Consider the following 16,106-nt stretch of genomic DNA (forward strand, 5'->3'; position numbering starts at 1 on the left):
TCTGCATTTGAATTAAACTCTATATCATATTAATAACGTAAATAGTATTTAAATCAAATTATGAAAAAAATTAAACCAAAAGCGGGACAAGAGTCTGTATGGGATTATCCACGTCCGCCTGCAATTGAAAAAGCTACAGAACACCTAAGAATCGTCTTTAACGGTGAAGTGATTGCAGATACAAATGAGTCCTAAGTCATCCGCCTACTTATTATCTACCAATTACTGCTTTCAAAGAAGGTGCGCTTATAGAAGGTACACATAGTACTGCCTGTGAATTTAAAGGGGTTTCCTTCTATTTTGATATCCAAAATGGAGAGAAAGTAGCCTTAAATGCTGCTTGGGGTTATCCTACACCGAAAGGTAATTTTAAAGTTTTAAAAGACCATATAGCTGTTTACGCTCATAAAATGGATGCCTGTTTTGTAGGAGATGAAAAAGTAGTAGCACAAGAAGGTGATTTCTACGGTGGATGGATTACTTCAAAAGTTGTTGGTCCCTTTAAAGGAATTAAAGGGAGTTGGGGGTGGTAAAAGTATTATTTCAATGGGTTTTTCCTCATTTTCTTTTTGTCAGATTGCATTTTCTTCTTTTCAAGTCTCTTCTTTTGAGAAGCTTTTGTGGGCTTGGTCTTTTTCCGAACTTTAGGTTGTACAAATGCTTTAGACAAAGTACGTTCCATCTTTTTGTAGGCTAATTCCTTATTTTTGATTTGAGAAGAATGGTTTTCAGCAGTAATAATAAGATCACCTGATTTTGTTAGTTTGTTCTCTAGTGTTTTTCGAATGGTCTCTTTTTCATTTTCTGTTAGTAATTGAGATGCATCTATATTAAATCTTAATATTACTTTAGTTTCAACTTTATTAACATGTTGACCTCCCGAACCACCGCTGCGTGCTGTAGTTAGCTCTATTTCTTTTTTGATTTTACTAAGTTGGAATTTTTGTTTCTTCATACTTTATATATCGAAGCAATCTTAGGATTTGTTTTTCTTGATTAAAATTTAATTCAGTAATAATTACAAGTTATTTTATTAAAAAATTTGTAATTTGTATAAAACCTTCAGCTATCATTTAAAAAACTTTACGTTAATCGAACCAAAAGCATGTTTGATCATATGATTTCTAATAGATTATAAAATTACACTAATTTGCTGTGTGTTTTATTAATGTTAGGAATACTACTTTTTAATAGATGATAATGGAGGGGATAATTAATTTCTTTTTAACGGAAGACAGGAAGAAGAGCAGGGTTAATTTAAGAAAGACGAGATTACTAATAAGAGCTTCACTTTTAACAAGTTTGTTTTCTGGTACCTATTTTACCTTAAGTTTAATCTTTGATTTTGAAATTGGAGTTAAGCTGATGGCATTTAATGTTATTGGATTTTTATTGTTACCCTTTTTGCTAAAAACAAAACTTTCAATCAACTGGATAGGTAACTTGTATGTATTTGTGGGCGGTATTGCTGTTATGATCCTAGCATATGCCTCAGGAGGGATTTTTTCAGCAATTTATCCTTGGATTATTTCTATACCCATTTTAGCACTTTTGGTAGTGAATCGAAAAAGTGCAATTGTCTGGGGCGCGGTCAGTTTTTTGGTAATGGTAGTGATGGGAATAGCTGCGATTTCTGGTTATGATTTTCCAAATCAGTTAAAAATTGCAGATGATGCATTATGGATTACTTTTGTTCAGCCAGGTTTATTATTGATTATCTTTCTAGTAGCCTATATTTTTCAATCTACCCAAACAGCTGCACTAGGAAAATTAGCCAATCAAAACAGTTTATTGATTGAGCAAAAAAATATTATTGCCTCTCAAAAGGAAGAATTAGCCACCTTGATAGATGATAAAAATTATGTTATTAGAATTTTAGCTCATGATGTGAGAAGCCCGTTAAAAAATATTCAAGGGTTAGTTAAACTTTTGGAGCAAGAAACAAAGGAAGAACGAAGGTCAGAATTAAGGGAATTGTTATTACAAACTTCAACCAATGCTGAAAATTTGGTGAATAGGGTGTTAGAATTGGATAGATCTGAACATGAAAACTCAAAAAGCAATAGTTCGAAAATTGATGTTAAAGAACTACTTCTAGAACTAGTTCGAAACATGCAAGAATTGGCTAGCAGTAAACAAATTAGTATAACTTTTACTAATGAAACAAGTAGATATCATATAGAAGCAGACCCAACGTATATTCATTTGATTTTTGAAAACCTGCTGTCAAATGCTATTAAATTTTCACAGGAAGGCAAAAATATTGAGGTAAATATTTCGAATTGGGAAAATCAGCTTTTAGTAGCTGTAATTGATGAAGGACCAGGAATTGACCCTTCGGAAGAAGGTCAACTATTTAAAAAGTTTTCAAAACTAAGTCCACGGCCTACAGCCGGGGAAAGCTCAACGGGTCTGGGTTTATCTTTAGTGAAAAGATATACTGAATTAAGTAATGGAAAGGTTTGGCACGAAATAAATCCTGAAAGACAAGGCGCCATTTTTAAAGTTGAGTTTCCTTTAGTGGATTAGAAACCAACATTAATTAGTGATAGAGATAAATCTAGATCTAAGATACTTGATATTAGAATAGATTAAGCCTTTTTTACAAATTCAGATTTTAAAGCCATTGCACCAAAACCTGGGACTTTACAATCAATGTTATGATCTCCTTCAACTAATCGAATACTTTTCACTTTAGTGCCAGCTTTAATAGGTTTTGGAGCACCTTTTACGGGCAAATCTTTAATGATTACCACACTATCACCATCCACTAATGGGTTTCCATTGACATCTTTTATTTGTAGAACTTCATCATGGGTAGATTCAGTTTCAACTTCTGCTGGATTCCATTCATGGCCACATTCAGGGCACATCATTAAAGTGTCTGTAGGATAAGCATAAGGCGAATTGCAATTTGGGCAGTTACTTGACATATCAGATTTCTATAGGGAATGTAAAGTTAAGTTGTTTATTTTAATAAAAGAGTTTTTAAAAAAGAATATGCTAATTCACTCAATTAGTATAAATTCAAATTTCAAAAATCAATAATCTTTTAAATAGCAATAACATGAAAGAAGCAGAGGCACTCAATTCGGTATCGAAATTCCATAAAACTTTTAATCATCCCATCTTAGCAGAACCACAAATACCGCCTAAAGACCGAGCTGAATTACGTTTGAATTTGTTAAAAGAGGAATTAGAAGAATTACAGGAAGCCGTTGAAAATCAAGATTTAATAGAAGCTGCGGATGCTTTATGTGATTTGCAATATGTTTTGGCTGGTGCCATTTTAGAATTTGGAATGGGAGAGAAGTTTGCAGCATTATTTTCAGAGGTTCAACGCTCCAACATGAGTAAAGTCTGCCGATCGGAAGAAGAGGCCCAAGCCACTATAAATCATTACGCATCCCAAAATCAAGATGCCTATTTTGAAAAGAAAGACGATTTTTATTTAGTATATCGTAAAGCGGATAACAAAACCCTAAAGTCTATTAATTATTCAGAGGTTGATTTGGAGAGGATTTTGAGGAGTAAAGTGTGACGGAAGAAGGATATTGGATGATAGTTTAATTTTAAATCTATCTGCTCAGACCAGCATTCATCAATAAATCAGTCCAGTTCTATTAAAACAAGCTATAGCTTTTCTGTGTTATGATGTTAAAAAGTATAGCTATGACAAAAGAAGAAGCGATAAAAGCTATTAAAAATATACCAATTGGAGCTAAGATTCAGGTGATTCAGAAATCCGGAAATATAATGGATGTCAGATTATCCAGTCATGAAGTGAATAAAACGGAAGAAAAGCGGTATGAAACGGTTACCGTTCCCGAATTGCCACCTGCTTTATTGGTTCATGGTCATATTAGGCAAGGAAATTACAGAATCGAGCTAGAAGATATTGTTAGAATTGCTTGGGTGGAAGAGTGAGTTGGATTTCTTATTATTAATTCCCTAATCATTAATTAATAATTAGGGAATTAATAATTGATTATTGTCTGAACTTGGCTTTTCAATTTCGCTGTTTTAAACGCTCGATTAGGTCAGCACCCAAGGTCAGACCGGTTATTTATTTACAAAACATGCTTCTATCTTTTCTGATTTAACAAAGCATATCTACTAATTACTTCTTGATTGCATGCGTCTTTATTGCTAAGCTAGTTCCAGTCTGACATTAGAAGACTGACCTATACATTTCGTAAAGTCAGATGACCTAATTGCAGTCTCTTTGCGCTCTTTGCGATATTCATAGTACATCTTAGTGGTTAAAAGAAAACAGGCTTAAGCTGTTCTATTTAAGTGCTTTAGCTTCTTCCACCAAGAGTTCATTATCATCTTCCACACCAGCTTTAATGAAAGCATCAATCGCTTCATTTCTTTCCAATCCTTTTTCCAGCAGCACCCCCAATGCAATAGTCACCCCAATTCTAGTCCCTACTTTCTTTTTGGCTGTACCAAATAGTGGTTCTAAATCATCATAAGCTATATCCTCTGCTAATTTAGCTATATCGGCTCTTGCTGATTCCAATTTAACCCCTGATAGATTGGTATACTTCTTACTGATTTTCTGAATCTCATTAATCGGACTTCTGCCTTGCCCTTGTTGTTTCTGTTGCTGAGGTTGAGCTTGCTTTTGGTCTTTGGTTTGTGCCTTTGCCCAAGAGTCCTTCAATCCTACCGTTTTGTTGAAAATTAAATGGTCAGAAGAAGCATCTTTATCCAGCGTAAAATAGCCTACTCGCTGGAACTGGAATTTATCTTCCAACTTAGCTTCCTGTAAGAAAGGTTCTAAATAGGCCTCTTTTGTAATTTTGAGAGATTCTGGGTTCAAGAATTCCATAAAACTCTTTTCTCCATGAGCATCAGGTGCTTCATCCAAAAACAGACGGTCATATTCCCTTACTTCTGCTTTAACAGCGTGTTGAATAGAAACCCAATGCAAAGTCCCTTTCACTTTTCGCATACTGGCCTCTGTGCCGCTTCCTGAACGAGAATCTAAATCGGCAGTACAGTGAATTTCTGCAATATTTCCATTTCCATCTTTTACTACAGAATTTGCTTTAATGATATAAGCATTTTTTAATCGAACTTCTTTACCTATCGTCAGTCTGAAATATTTACTCCCTGCCGCTTCTTTAAAATCTTCTTTTTCAATATATAGTTCTCTTGAGAATGGTACTTCATGACTTCCAGAATTCTCCATTTCCGGATTATTCTCAGCCTCTAGCATTTCTGTTTTCCCTTCAGGATAATTAGTAATAATCAATTTAACAGGATCAATCACCGCCATTGCTCGTGTAGCTCTTTTATTCAAATCTTCTCGAATCGCATATTCCAATAGGGAAACATCCGTAACGCTATCTCTTTTGGAAATTCCTGACAGCTCACTGAATTTGCGAATTGACTCTGGTGTATAACCTCGTCTCCTTAAGCCGGAAATAGTAGGCATTCTAGGGTCATCCCATCCTGCAACCGTCTTACTTTGCACCAATTCCAATAGTTTACGCTTACTCATCACAGTATAGCTCAAATTACGTCTGGCGAATTCTCTCTGCTTTGGTCTGATTTTAGTTTCATCATAAATCTGATCTAAAAACCAATCATACAACTCTCTATGTGATTTAAATTCTAATGTACATAATGAGTGAGAAACTTGCTCAATATAATCAGACTGACCATGTGCCCAATCATACATGGGATAGATACACCAATCATTACCCGTTCTATGATGCGCCTTATTTAAGATTCGGTACATTAATGGGTCACGCATTAACATGTTTGGGGACGCCATGTCAATTTTAGCTCTTAATACATAAGAGCCTGCAGGAAACTCTCCATTTTTCATTTGTTCGAAAATCTCCAAATTCTCTTCTATTGGTCTATCTCTGTGCGGACTTGGCTTTCCAGGTGAAGTTGGTGTTCCTTTTTGTTCAGCAATCAATTCTGGAGACTGACCATCTACATAAGCCTTTCCTTTTTTAATAAGCTCGACAGCCCAATCATATAATTGTTGGAAGTAATCAGAAGTATAACATTCTTGTGCCCATTTAAAGCCCAACCACTCAATATTATGTTTAATAGAATCCACAAATTCTTGCTCTTCTTTAATAGGGTTGGTATCGTCAAAGCGTAGGTTTACAGGCGCTTGATGATCTTCACCTAACCCAAAATTAAGGCAAATAGAAGCAGCATGTCCGATATGCAAATATCCATTGGGTTCTGGTGGAAATCTAAAACGCAGACTGTCTTTTGGCAAACCTGATTTTAAATCTTCTGCAATAATATGTTCTAAGAAATTGAGTGATTCCGTTCTGTCTTTCATTGTATATTCAATTGAGTTGCAAAATTAGCCGAAAAGCATTCAATTGCAATAGCGTGATTGTGGTATTTGTAATGGGTCTAGAGCTAATTTCATTTGTGATCATAATATCAGTTAGAATTGATATCAATAGGGTTGATTAAGATTTGATAAGGATTACGTTGCTTAGGCTTTGAAATCAACTCTCCATGCTTTTTTGAAAAAAATAATCTCTTAGAATATACTTTTTATTGCACCAAGCAGTTATCAGTTCAAAAAGATATGAAACTATCATGCCTTATTATTCTTCCGATCATCTTACTATTCAGCATAAAAGCGACCGCTCAGTCCAAATTTTATATTGCTACTGAAGGCAATTTCATTTATGATCTTTACCAAGTTACTGATGAGGGAAGGGCGGTAGGTCCTTCCAATATTAGGACTCTGGATATTCCGGGTGTAAGTATTATAACAGGTTACGAATTAAACTCAATTTTTAGCGTTGAGACAGGAATGGCTATCAGACCTGTAAAAAGTGGTTTTTCATTAATTTTTAATGAAGGTGGAAGGAGAAGTGAAGGAGGCGGTGCATACTATCATATTCCTGTTAGAACGCGGGCTAGAATCCCACTGTTAAGTGATTGGCTTTATGCTACGGCAAGTCTTGGGGTGAATTTGAGTGTTACTGACCCCACTAGACTTCATATTACTGAAGAATTTGGTTCCGAGAGCGGAGGAAGTGCTTTCAATGGAAGTGAATGGTATTCGTATGATGTTGTTTATACCAGTTACAATAAAGCTTTTTTAACTGCTGCTGCAGAAACAGGCTTTGATCTTAAAATCAGTCCAAAGTTTCAGATTTATTCCACCTTAAATTACAATAGAGGATTTACTGATCTAAAAAGAACTGATATTCAGTATAAGTATAGAAGTGAAGCAGAACGAAGTGCAAGTGTTTTGCATGAGGGGAGTTATATTAGCGTTAATATAGGTTTAAGATTTCATTTGAACACAAAAGACCGATAGCCAGTAAACTCAAGATTTCTATTGACTTTATTTTAATTTTTGACTACAAAAGTAATATCACTTTTATAAACCGACCAATTAGCCTAAAACTATGAAATTCCGATTTAAAATTTTCATTATTCGGCTAATATTAAAATAGAATACGCTTTTTTATTCATTTCCTTTTACATAAATTACTTTTTATAATAATTTTAACATTACGGAGCTGTAATTTATCTCGAAGTGTATCGAAAAATAATTATTCTAATATTTTACTTCATTTCTTTTAGTTTTTTCAAGGTTTATGCAACAGATCTTATAAAACCAAATGAATATTGGCATGCACGTTTGCCAAACGAAGTTAAAAATCATGTTAAAAAGAACATGAACGCAGCTTTGACAAGCTGCCCAGGCAATATATCTAAAACAATTACGGCAGGTTGTGAAGCTCCAGTGACTTGGACAGAGCCACAAACTGACAATCTATTATTGAGTTATGTTCAATCTACACATAATTCAGGCGATATATTTCCTATAGGAAAAACGACAGTGACTTATGTTGAAAGAGATTTGTTAAGTGGGGATACTACTGATATTTGTTCATTTATAGTGGACGTAGTCCCAGAAGCAAGTTATGCAATTAGCAATTGCCCTGGTGATATTACAGTAAATCTCAATGAAAGTTGTGATAGGAGGGGGCCTTGGTTTGAACCTGATGTAGCTTGTGACTTATCCTTAGTTAGTAACTATTCACCTGGTGACGATTTACCTGTAGGAACAACAACTGTCACTTATACCGCCATTAAAGGTAACCGAGTTTACGGAACATGCAGCTTTTCAGTGACCATGACTGACAATACGCCACCTGAATTTGATACATGCCCTAGCAATATTGCTCTGGATGCAAATGAAAATTGCGAGGCAATCGCCACTTGGGCTATACCGGAAGCAAGTGACAACTGTGGGTTCGAACCTAATTTAACAACAAATTTTAGTTCAGGAAGCAGTTTCCCTATCGGTACCACCACTGTAACTTATACAGCCACTGATGAAGGTGGAAATACTGCCCAATGTTCATTTGATGTTACGGTGGTAGATAATACGGGTCCTGAATTCCTCAACATACCTGCAGAAGTGAGAGTTTCAGCTGATGAAAGTTGTGAGGCATCAGCGAGTTGGAATGAAATATTAGCTGAGGACAACTGCAGTAGCGCTATTGTTCTCACCAGTAATTTCAATTCTGGTGATGTTTTTCCTCTAGGAGAAACCATTGTTGAGTATTCAGCCACTGATGAAGAAGACAATGAAACGATTTCTAATTTCACAGTCATTGTTGAAGATAATACTATTCCGAGTACATCAAATTGTCCAACTAATATTACGGTTTCTGCAAATGGCAATTGTGAGTCCATTGCGACATGGGATATTCCGTATTTTTTAGATAATTGTGATAGTAGTCCCGAAGTAACAGCATCTCATAGCCCGAGGGATACTTTTCCATTTGGTGATACAGAAGTAACTTATACCGCCACGGATGATGCTGGAAATGAAGCTATTTGTAGCTTTACAGTTTCGGTTGAAGACAATACCCCTCCGGTTTTTACTTCCATACCGGATGATATAATTGTATCTACTCAAGAAGATGCTTGTGAGACAGTAGTAAACTGGGGAGAAATTTTAGCCGAAGATAATTGCGATATTAGTTTAGATTTAGTGACAACTCACAACTCTGGGGACGTTTTTCCTTTAGGGGAAACCACCGTGGAAATTACAGCAACCGATGATTCAGGAAATGAAACTTCTGCATCTTTTCTTATTACGGTTGAAGATCAAATCCCACCTCAAGTATTGACTAATCCAACTGATATAACAATTTCAGCGTCAAATGATTGTGGAGCTGTGGTTAATTGGGATTCGCCAACCTTTTTAGATAATTGTGATGCGGATTTGGATATCATATCCACACACAATGCTGGAGGTATTTTCTCCTTAGGAATTACTAAAGTAAGCTATACAGCCACAGATAATGCTGGAAACGAAACGCTAACTAGCTTTGATGTAACGGTAGTAGATGAGACTGCACCAGATTTTACCAGTTGTGTGTCCAATATTGAACTAACTGCTAATAACCAGTGCCAAGCTACTGCCACATGGTCATTGCCTGAAGTTTCAGATAATTGCAATGGTGAGATCAGCCTTCAGAGTGATTTCCAATCAGGGGATATATTTCCAGTGGGAAGTACAATTGTTACTTATACAGCTACAGACGAAGCAGGGAACACTAACACTTGTATTTTTGAAGTAAATGTAATTGATAATACTCCTCCAAATATTATTACGCAACTCGATGATTTGGTGGTTTCTGCTGATGAAGATGGATGCCAAACAACTGTGAGTTGGAATACTATCACAGCAGAGGATAATTGTAGTGAAGAGGTGCAGATTACCAGTAGTTTTCAATCGGGAGATATTTTTCAAATAGGAGAATCTACTGTGGAAGTAACGGCAAGGGACGATTCAGGCAATGAAACATCTGCTTCATTTAAAGTCACTGTTGAAGATAATACTACCCCTACAGTAGTCAGCTGTCCAAATGATATAACTGTTTCAGCTAAAGGGAATTGTGAATCAATTGCCGACTGGGATATCCCAGAATTTTCAGATAATTGCGATACTGACTTAAGTATTTCCTCTACTCACAATCCTAGGGATAAGTTTTCTATCGGTACAACATTGGTCACCTACACCGCAAGAGATGCTGCAGGCAATGAAAGAAGCTGTAGCTTTAATGTAATTGTCGAAGATGATAGTACACCTGATTTCACAACTTGTGTTGCTGATATTAAACTAACTGCCAATGATCAATGTATAGCAATAGCTGAGTGGACTGCACCTGAGGTGGTAGATAATTGTGATGCAAACATTACCTTGGAAAGTAATTTTGCATCAGGAGATAGTTTTCCTGTTGGTACTACTACTGTAACTTATATTGCTGCTGATGATGCTGGAAATACTAATACTTGTAGCTTTGAGGTAATAGTGGAAGATAACAATGCTCCGCTGCTTGTTTCAAGTCCAGATAAACAAATTATTGCAGCTAATGAGCATTGTAGTGGTATTGGTGCCTGGGAAGAGCCTGTTTTCGAAGACTGCTCTAATTTTACAATAAGCAGTAATTTTCAAATAGGTGACGAGCTCCCTCTTGGCATTTCTAACATTGAATATATCGCTACTGATGAAAATGGTCTAAGTACATCTAGCAGTTTTGAAGTAGAGGTTATTGACCAAAGCCCCCCAAAAGTACAATTTTGTCCAGAAGATATAATGGTTTCTGCATCAGCAGATTGTGAGGCTTTAGTTGAATGGGAAATACCTACTGCCATAGATAATTGTACAGCTGTAACTGTGAATTCAAATTATGAATCAGGATCGAATTTTCCAATTGGAATCACGAAAATCGAATACGAATTTACTGATGAAAATGGTAACCGCAGTTCTTGTAGTTTTGATATAAATGTGTTAGATGATTCAGAGATAGTAATTAGTAATTGTCCAGAAGATATTACCCTGACAGCTGAAAACAGCAATGGGACTGCAATTGTTCATTGGGACGAGCCTGCGGCAAGTATAGCATGTTCTGAACTTAGTGTAAATGCAAGTCATAATTCTGGAGATACTTTTGAAGTAGGTACCACAGTGATTACTTATACATTCAGCAAAGAAAATGGACAAACCGAAATTTGTAGCTTTGATGTGACAGTGGAGCCTTTAGTATTAGAAATCCAAATTAACAAATTGGTAAGTCCTAATGGAGATGGAAATAATGACTCGTGGGTGATAGGAGGAATAGAGCAGTTTCCTGATAATCAAGTAGTCATAGTAGACAGGTGGGGGACGGAGGTTTTTAATGCCAATGGCTATAACAATAATGAAGTGCTTTGGAGTGGGGAAAATAAAAGTGGGGAATTAGTACCAAGGGGCACCTATTACTATTTTATTTCCGTACGAAATGAGCAGGATGCTATAGAAAAAAAGGGCTTTTTGGAGATCTTGAGGTGAAGCTTAAAACCTGTTATTTTACTGAATAAGTATAGTGATCTAATAATTTGATTATCAATAAATTATGTGGAGTGAGTAAACTAATATACAATATTAAATTTCTATTTCTAATGTGCTTTTGTTGTGTTAGTCAAGTGACCTTCGCTCAACAGGGAATGCAGTACACTCAGTATATGTACGATGGATCTCTAATTAATCCGGCCTATGCAGGAGCCGATGAAGCATTAAGCATATCTCTACTGCATAGGAACCAATGGAGTGGTCTAGAGGGAGCTCCACAGTCCCAGACTTTTTCTGCACACTCTTTGTTTAAAAGACCTCAGTTAGGAACAGGACTTTTCATCCATAGAGAAAGTATTGGTGTACATCAAAATATACAAATAGCTACTAATTTAGCCTATCATTTGCCAGTTGGTTATCAAAAAACACTTTCATTCGGAATTAAAGCAGGAGTACTAAATGTTCGTTCAGATTATCAGTCTCTACAAAATGGAAATCCTGACCCCACTGTGAATGATGAGATTTTTTCAGGAACTGATTTTAATGCTGGCTTTGGGTTCTATTACAAGAGTGAAAAGTTGGAGCTTGGGTATTCTATTCCATCAATTATCAATAAAACTGTAAATGTTAATGATTCTATTACTTTAGACCCTATTAATCTAAACCATTTGCTTTTTAGTCAGTATCATTTTCCAGCTGGAAATAATTTTGTTCTAAGCCCAGGTTTTCTGATCAAGTATTTTCAGGGGACGCCTTTAAGTTACGATCTAAATATTCTGACCACATACAAGGGAGTTCTAACAGCTGGGGTCTCTTATAGAAAACAGGAATCAGTAGATTTTTTGCTTCGATTTAATTTATCATCGCAATTTCAAGTAGCTTATGCTTATGATTATCCAATAGGAAGCGTTAGTAGACTTTCTCAAGCATCTAATGAAATCATGCTTCGGTATATTTTCAAATTCAAATATAATAATGTGAATTCGCCTCAATGAAACTGATTCATCAACAATTTAACAATTGCATGCGCCATTCCATAACGATAGTTTTCTTTTTCATCTTGGTGGTTTTTACTCCGGATACAATGGCTCAACAATCTGTTTTTTCAGCTTTCAATCAATCGATCGCAGATGCGGACAAAGCATTTATTGCCAAGAATTACAGTAAAGCGTTAAGTATTTACGAGGACATCGCCAAAGAGGATGGGGCACCAGAAAATATTGCTTTAAGATTAGCCAGAAGCTACTATTTCACATATCAATATGAAAAGGCTGTTAACTACTATGAAATACATAAGAAGACAAATTTAGAATTCCCTACAGATGATTATTTTTATTTTGCCGAGGCTTTAGCTTCCATTGGCAGAAAGGAACAAGCATTGAAATATTATCAAATTTGTATGGATAAAAGACCAGATGATGAGCTCCTTATCCAAAAGATTTGGCGATTAAATAACCTAGAATATCTATATGAAGATTCTAGCAAAAACATGGCTCACCATGCAATTATGAACAGTAAATACAGTGAACTTCAGATGTTGCCTACAGGAAATAACGAAGTCTACTTAATTTCAAATCAACCAGAGGTTGAGATGATTCATAGGATTGATTCTAAAGAAAATGCCCCTTTTTATAATCTGCGAAAATGGTCAACTTATGAAGACCCTTTTTCCATTGTGGCCTTAAACTATGAAAACCCAAGTCCGGCTGGACATGGTTTAAGAACATCATTTCATATTGCTGCCATCAGCTTATTCAATAATAGAAAAGAAATGGTTTATGCTGCTTCTTCTAAATTGAAAAATGAAGAGGGAAATTATCCTTTGCAACTCTATTTTGCTCAAAATAAAAGAGGTAGATGGATCAAGAACAGTGCATTTGAACATAATGACCCTAATTTTGATTTAACCGAGCCTACCATCAGTCCTGATGGAAAAACCCTAATTTTTAGTGCAAATTTCAAAGAGGGATTTGGGGGGAAAGATTTGTATAGATCAGTGAAAACAGAGGAAGGCTGGAGCTTTCCTGAAAATCTGGGAACTGTTATCAATACACAAACGGATGAGCGATATCCCTACCTTCATAATTCAAATCTTTATTTTGCTTCCAATGGACACCCTGGATTAGGTGGCTTTGATGTTTATAAGGCCAAAATGATCAATGATAGGTATCAAGATCTGGAAAACATTGGATATCCAATAAATTCTACCTTCGATGAATTGTCATTTAATATTGACAGTCTTGGTCAACAAGGCTTTTTGAGTTCAAACCGGAAAAATCAGGGCTTTGATTTTGATATTTATGAGTTTGCATTGGATTTGCAAATTTATCCTCTAGAAGTAGAAGGTGTAGTAAAATTTATAGAGCATAATTGGATGGATTCCACTGAATTAAAGGTACTTTCCGATGTTCAAATGGAATTAATTGACAGAACAGGTAATGTCCTCAAGGTAGTGACCCAAACTGATCAAAATGGACGATTTAAATTAAAGGTTCCGTATTACAGCAAATATAAAATTCGTATAAAGGGAAATGATTTAGATGGATTTGTAAGTTTTGAAGTCCCAAAATTTGCAAAACAAGATTTAAGTTACGAAATAGTAGTGGTGAATGATGACTTTAAAAACAGTTTGAGGGAAGAAAATGAATAAGTTGCACTTCGGAATCTCTAAATTTTTCTCCAACTATATTTTTGTACTTACATTAATTGTAGCAACATGTTATAATATTTTTATTAATACTGCAGTTGCACAAAACAATCAAGTTGTACAAGTAAAAGCATTCTCCGAAAACCTAAACCCTTATCCTAATCTCAGCCTTTCGATCAATAAAGGTGATTATGTAGATCTTAACGAGAGTGGGGTAGCGTTTGTCAGCTTGTTATCAACTGATATACCCATTCAATCTATCAAACTAAAAGATGAAAGCCTAGAAGTAGCCTCTTGGAATTTAAGCAAAGGCATATTGGAAATTACTATTAGAAAAAAGAGTTATATAGAAAAGAGAATTAAGGTAGTGGATAAAAACGGGATAGGAGTAGCTAATATAGAGGTTCAGTATTCTGGTAATAAAAACATTTCAAAGAAGACAGATGGAGATGGGGTAATTAGTATTCCACTAGCCTTGAATGAGAAAATTCAAAAAACCGAGCAATTTAAAATTCCTGGATATAGTATTAGAGAGTTTAAAAATCAAGACATCGCCATTATTACTGTCGAAAAGATTCAATTAAAAGTTCAAGAGCCCAAATTACCAACTGTTGAATTAAAATCTGATCAGATAGAAAAAGATAATAAGACAGATGTATTACTTCAAAAAATTGATACGATTACTTCAATCAGAGTCTTTTATGATATATTAAACAAAGTAAGTAAAGACCACATAAATCAAGAAGAGCAAACAAAATTAGACCAAAAATTTGATGAATTATTGAATGAATTACAAGCTGGGAATCTGTCAGAGTCCAATGATTTCTTGGACCAAATTTCCGACAGTACAGGAGTAGAAAAAGACATTGATAGAATCTTTCAGCAAGTGAAAAGAGACAATGCCAGCATGTCCCAAAAGAGGATTGTTTTAGAGGAGAAAATTCAATTGGTTATTGATAAGCTCAATGTCGGATTTGAGAATATGACCGAAGAATCAAAGACCAATTTACTGAACGAAATCCAGGAGCTTGAAAATATATTGGAAAACAATAAAAGTGAATTTAATGAAAGTCTTAATTCTTATTTGACTGTGATTAATGAACTAAAAAGAAGATTTTTTGATCTGCAAGAATTAGAAAATAAGCTGTCAGAAAGTGAACGTGAAAGAATACGAGAAAGAAGAATATATCAACAGAGGCTAATCCTAACGATTGCGGTTGCCCTGATCTTCGCCTTATTAATTGTCCTGCTTTTCTATTTCCGTTCTAAACTGAAAAAACAGCAAAGAGAATTGATCGAGGCCAATACAGTGGTAAAGCTCACCAATGAGAACTTGGAAAATATAGTAATGGAGCGTACCTACCTATTGAATAAAACATTTAGAGAACTTGATACAGTATTGTACAAAGCATCTCATGATTTGCGCGCACCACTTAGTTCAATTGCCGGCATAAGTGACCTCATTAGCCGAGAGACTAATAATAAAGAGCTTACAGGCCTTTTGGTGAAAACCAATAGAAGTATGGATAAACTACTTAAGAAATTGAGTACCATTAGTGAAATACATCAACCTGGGGACTTTGAGGAGATTGACCTTGAATTCATTTGCAATGATGTAATTTCTGCATTTAAGACGGTTATACTAGATCGTGGTATTGAGCTTAAGGTAAATATTGCGTTAGAAAATAAGGTGCTTAGTATTTACAAGTTGATTGAGGTAATTGTCTATCATTTATTGGAAAATGCATTATTTTTCTGCTGGATAAATAATGAACAAACTGGCAAGGTGGAATTGGATGTTCATATGATTAATGATATGATTGAAATTAATATCAAAGATAATGGAATAGGAGTTGAAAGAGATATCCAACATAAAATATTTGAGATGTTTTATGTTGGAAACGAGCTTTCAAATGGGAATGGGCTAGGGCTTTATATAGTTCAAAAGTCTGTAGATTTATTAAATGGAAAAGTAACAGTTTCATCAGAAGACAAACAGAATACTATTTTTAGTGTACAATTACCGGTCAAAGGAGGAGGGAGTAATACGTTGGAGTTTTTGAGCAGTCTTAATGCTTAGTAATATCCAAAGGTCTTTTG

The 16,106-nt window shown here is 35.2% G+C and carries 13 protein-coding genes and 1 pseudogene; 11 read left to right on the top strand and 3 right to left on the bottom strand.

Annotated features, from left to right (window positions below; all coding sequences use genetic code 11):
- The first annotated feature begins 60 nt into the window (after nt 1-60).
- The 3 genes and pseudogenes from FTRAC_RS20080 to FTRAC_RS20085 all read left to right on the top strand — a co-directional run bounded on the left by FTRAC_RS20080 (nt 61) and on the right by FTRAC_RS20085 (nt 533).
- On the top strand, nt 61-195 hold the full coding sequence (locus tag FTRAC_RS20080; RefSeq protein WP_262492800.1) for a DUF427 domain-containing protein: 135 nt from the start codon (nt 61-63) through the stop codon (nt 193-195).
- Nucleotides 196-248: 53 nt separating this feature from the next.
- A pseudogene (locus FTRAC_RS20180) lies at nt 249-344 on the top strand (DUF427 domain-containing protein); the annotation flags it as partial.
- 66 nt (nt 345-410) lie between these two features.
- Nucleotides 411-533: a hypothetical protein gene (locus tag FTRAC_RS20085; protein ID WP_262492801.1), complete on the top strand. Its 123-nt coding sequence runs from the start codon at nt 411-413 to the stop codon at nt 531-533.
- A 5-nt stretch (nt 534-538) separates the two neighbouring features.
- Here FTRAC_RS20085 and arfB read toward each other — a convergent pair whose 3' ends face one another.
- Complete coding sequence (gene arfB, locus FTRAC_RS01775) at nt 539-955, bottom strand: alternative ribosome rescue aminoacyl-tRNA hydrolase ArfB (RefSeq protein WP_013452510.1); 417 nt, start codon at nt 953-955, stop codon at nt 539-541.
- Between the two features lie 245 nt (nt 956-1,200).
- Between arfB and FTRAC_RS01780 the strand changes: the two genes are divergently transcribed.
- Nucleotides 1,201-2,529, top strand: a complete 1,329-nt coding sequence (locus FTRAC_RS01780) for a sensor histidine kinase (protein ID WP_013452511.1) — start codon at nt 1,201-1,203, stop codon at nt 2,527-2,529.
- A gap of 62 nt (nt 2,530-2,591) precedes the next feature.
- Here the strand turns inward: FTRAC_RS01780 and FTRAC_RS01785 are convergent, their stop codons facing one another.
- Entirely contained in the window at nt 2,592-2,933 is a 342-nt protein-coding gene (locus tag FTRAC_RS01785; RefSeq protein WP_013452512.1) for a zinc ribbon domain-containing protein YjdM, read from the bottom strand.
- Between the two features lie 134 nt (nt 2,934-3,067).
- Between FTRAC_RS01785 and FTRAC_RS01790 the strand changes: the two genes are divergently transcribed.
- Together FTRAC_RS01790 and FTRAC_RS01795 are read left to right on the top strand one after the other, a co-directional pair.
- Nucleotides 3,068-3,541, top strand: coding sequence for a pyrophosphohydrolase domain-containing protein (locus FTRAC_RS01790; RefSeq protein ID WP_013452513.1), 474 nt, complete (start codon nt 3,068-3,070; stop codon nt 3,539-3,541).
- A gap of 131 nt (nt 3,542-3,672) precedes the next feature.
- Nucleotides 3,673-3,927, top strand: coding sequence for a hypothetical protein (locus FTRAC_RS01795; protein ID WP_013452514.1), 255 nt, complete (start codon nt 3,673-3,675; stop codon nt 3,925-3,927).
- Between the two features lie 361 nt (nt 3,928-4,288).
- Here FTRAC_RS01795 and FTRAC_RS01800 read toward each other — a convergent pair whose 3' ends face one another.
- Nucleotides 4,289-6,319, bottom strand: a complete 2,031-nt coding sequence (locus FTRAC_RS01800; protein ID WP_013452515.1) for a glutamine--tRNA ligase/YqeY domain fusion protein — start codon at nt 6,317-6,319, stop codon at nt 4,289-4,291.
- 258 nt (nt 6,320-6,577) lie between these two features.
- On the opposite strand from FTRAC_RS01800, the gene FTRAC_RS01805 reads away from it, so the two are divergent.
- The 5 genes from FTRAC_RS01805 to FTRAC_RS01825 all read left to right on the top strand — a co-directional run bounded on the left by FTRAC_RS01805 (nt 6,578) and on the right by FTRAC_RS01825 (nt 16,086).
- Nucleotides 6,578-7,321: an outer membrane beta-barrel protein gene (locus tag FTRAC_RS01805; protein WP_013452516.1), complete on the top strand. Its 744-nt coding sequence runs from the start codon at nt 6,578-6,580 to the stop codon at nt 7,319-7,321.
- A gap of 363 nt (nt 7,322-7,684) precedes the next feature.
- The gene (locus FTRAC_RS01810; RefSeq protein ID WP_148230027.1) at nt 7,685-11,359 is read left to right on the top strand and encodes an HYR domain-containing protein; all 3,675 of its coding nucleotides are present in this window, start codon (nt 7,685-7,687) and stop codon (nt 11,357-11,359) included.
- A 71-nt stretch (nt 11,360-11,430) separates the two neighbouring features.
- A complete protein-coding gene (locus FTRAC_RS01815) occupies nt 11,431-12,354 on the top strand; it encodes a PorP/SprF family type IX secretion system membrane protein (protein ID WP_148230028.1) in 924 nt (307 codons plus the stop codon).
- Nucleotides 12,351-14,009 (top strand): PD40 domain-containing protein, encoded by a 1,659-nt coding sequence (locus tag FTRAC_RS01820; protein ID WP_013452519.1) that lies wholly within the window; start codon nt 12,351-12,353, stop codon nt 14,007-14,009. The genes FTRAC_RS01815 and FTRAC_RS01820 overlap by 4 nt, the downstream gene beginning before the upstream one ends.
- Nucleotides 14,002-16,086 (top strand): sensor histidine kinase, encoded by a 2,085-nt coding sequence (locus tag FTRAC_RS01825; RefSeq protein ID WP_013452520.1) that lies wholly within the window; start codon nt 14,002-14,004, stop codon nt 16,084-16,086. The genes FTRAC_RS01820 and FTRAC_RS01825 overlap by 8 nt, the downstream gene beginning before the upstream one ends.
- Nucleotides 16,087-16,106 lie beyond the last annotated feature (20 nt).

Source organism: Marivirga tractuosa DSM 4126 (genome assembly GCF_000183425.1).
Classification (GTDB): Bacteria; Bacteroidota; Bacteroidia; order Cytophagales; family Cyclobacteriaceae; genus Marivirga; species Marivirga tractuosa.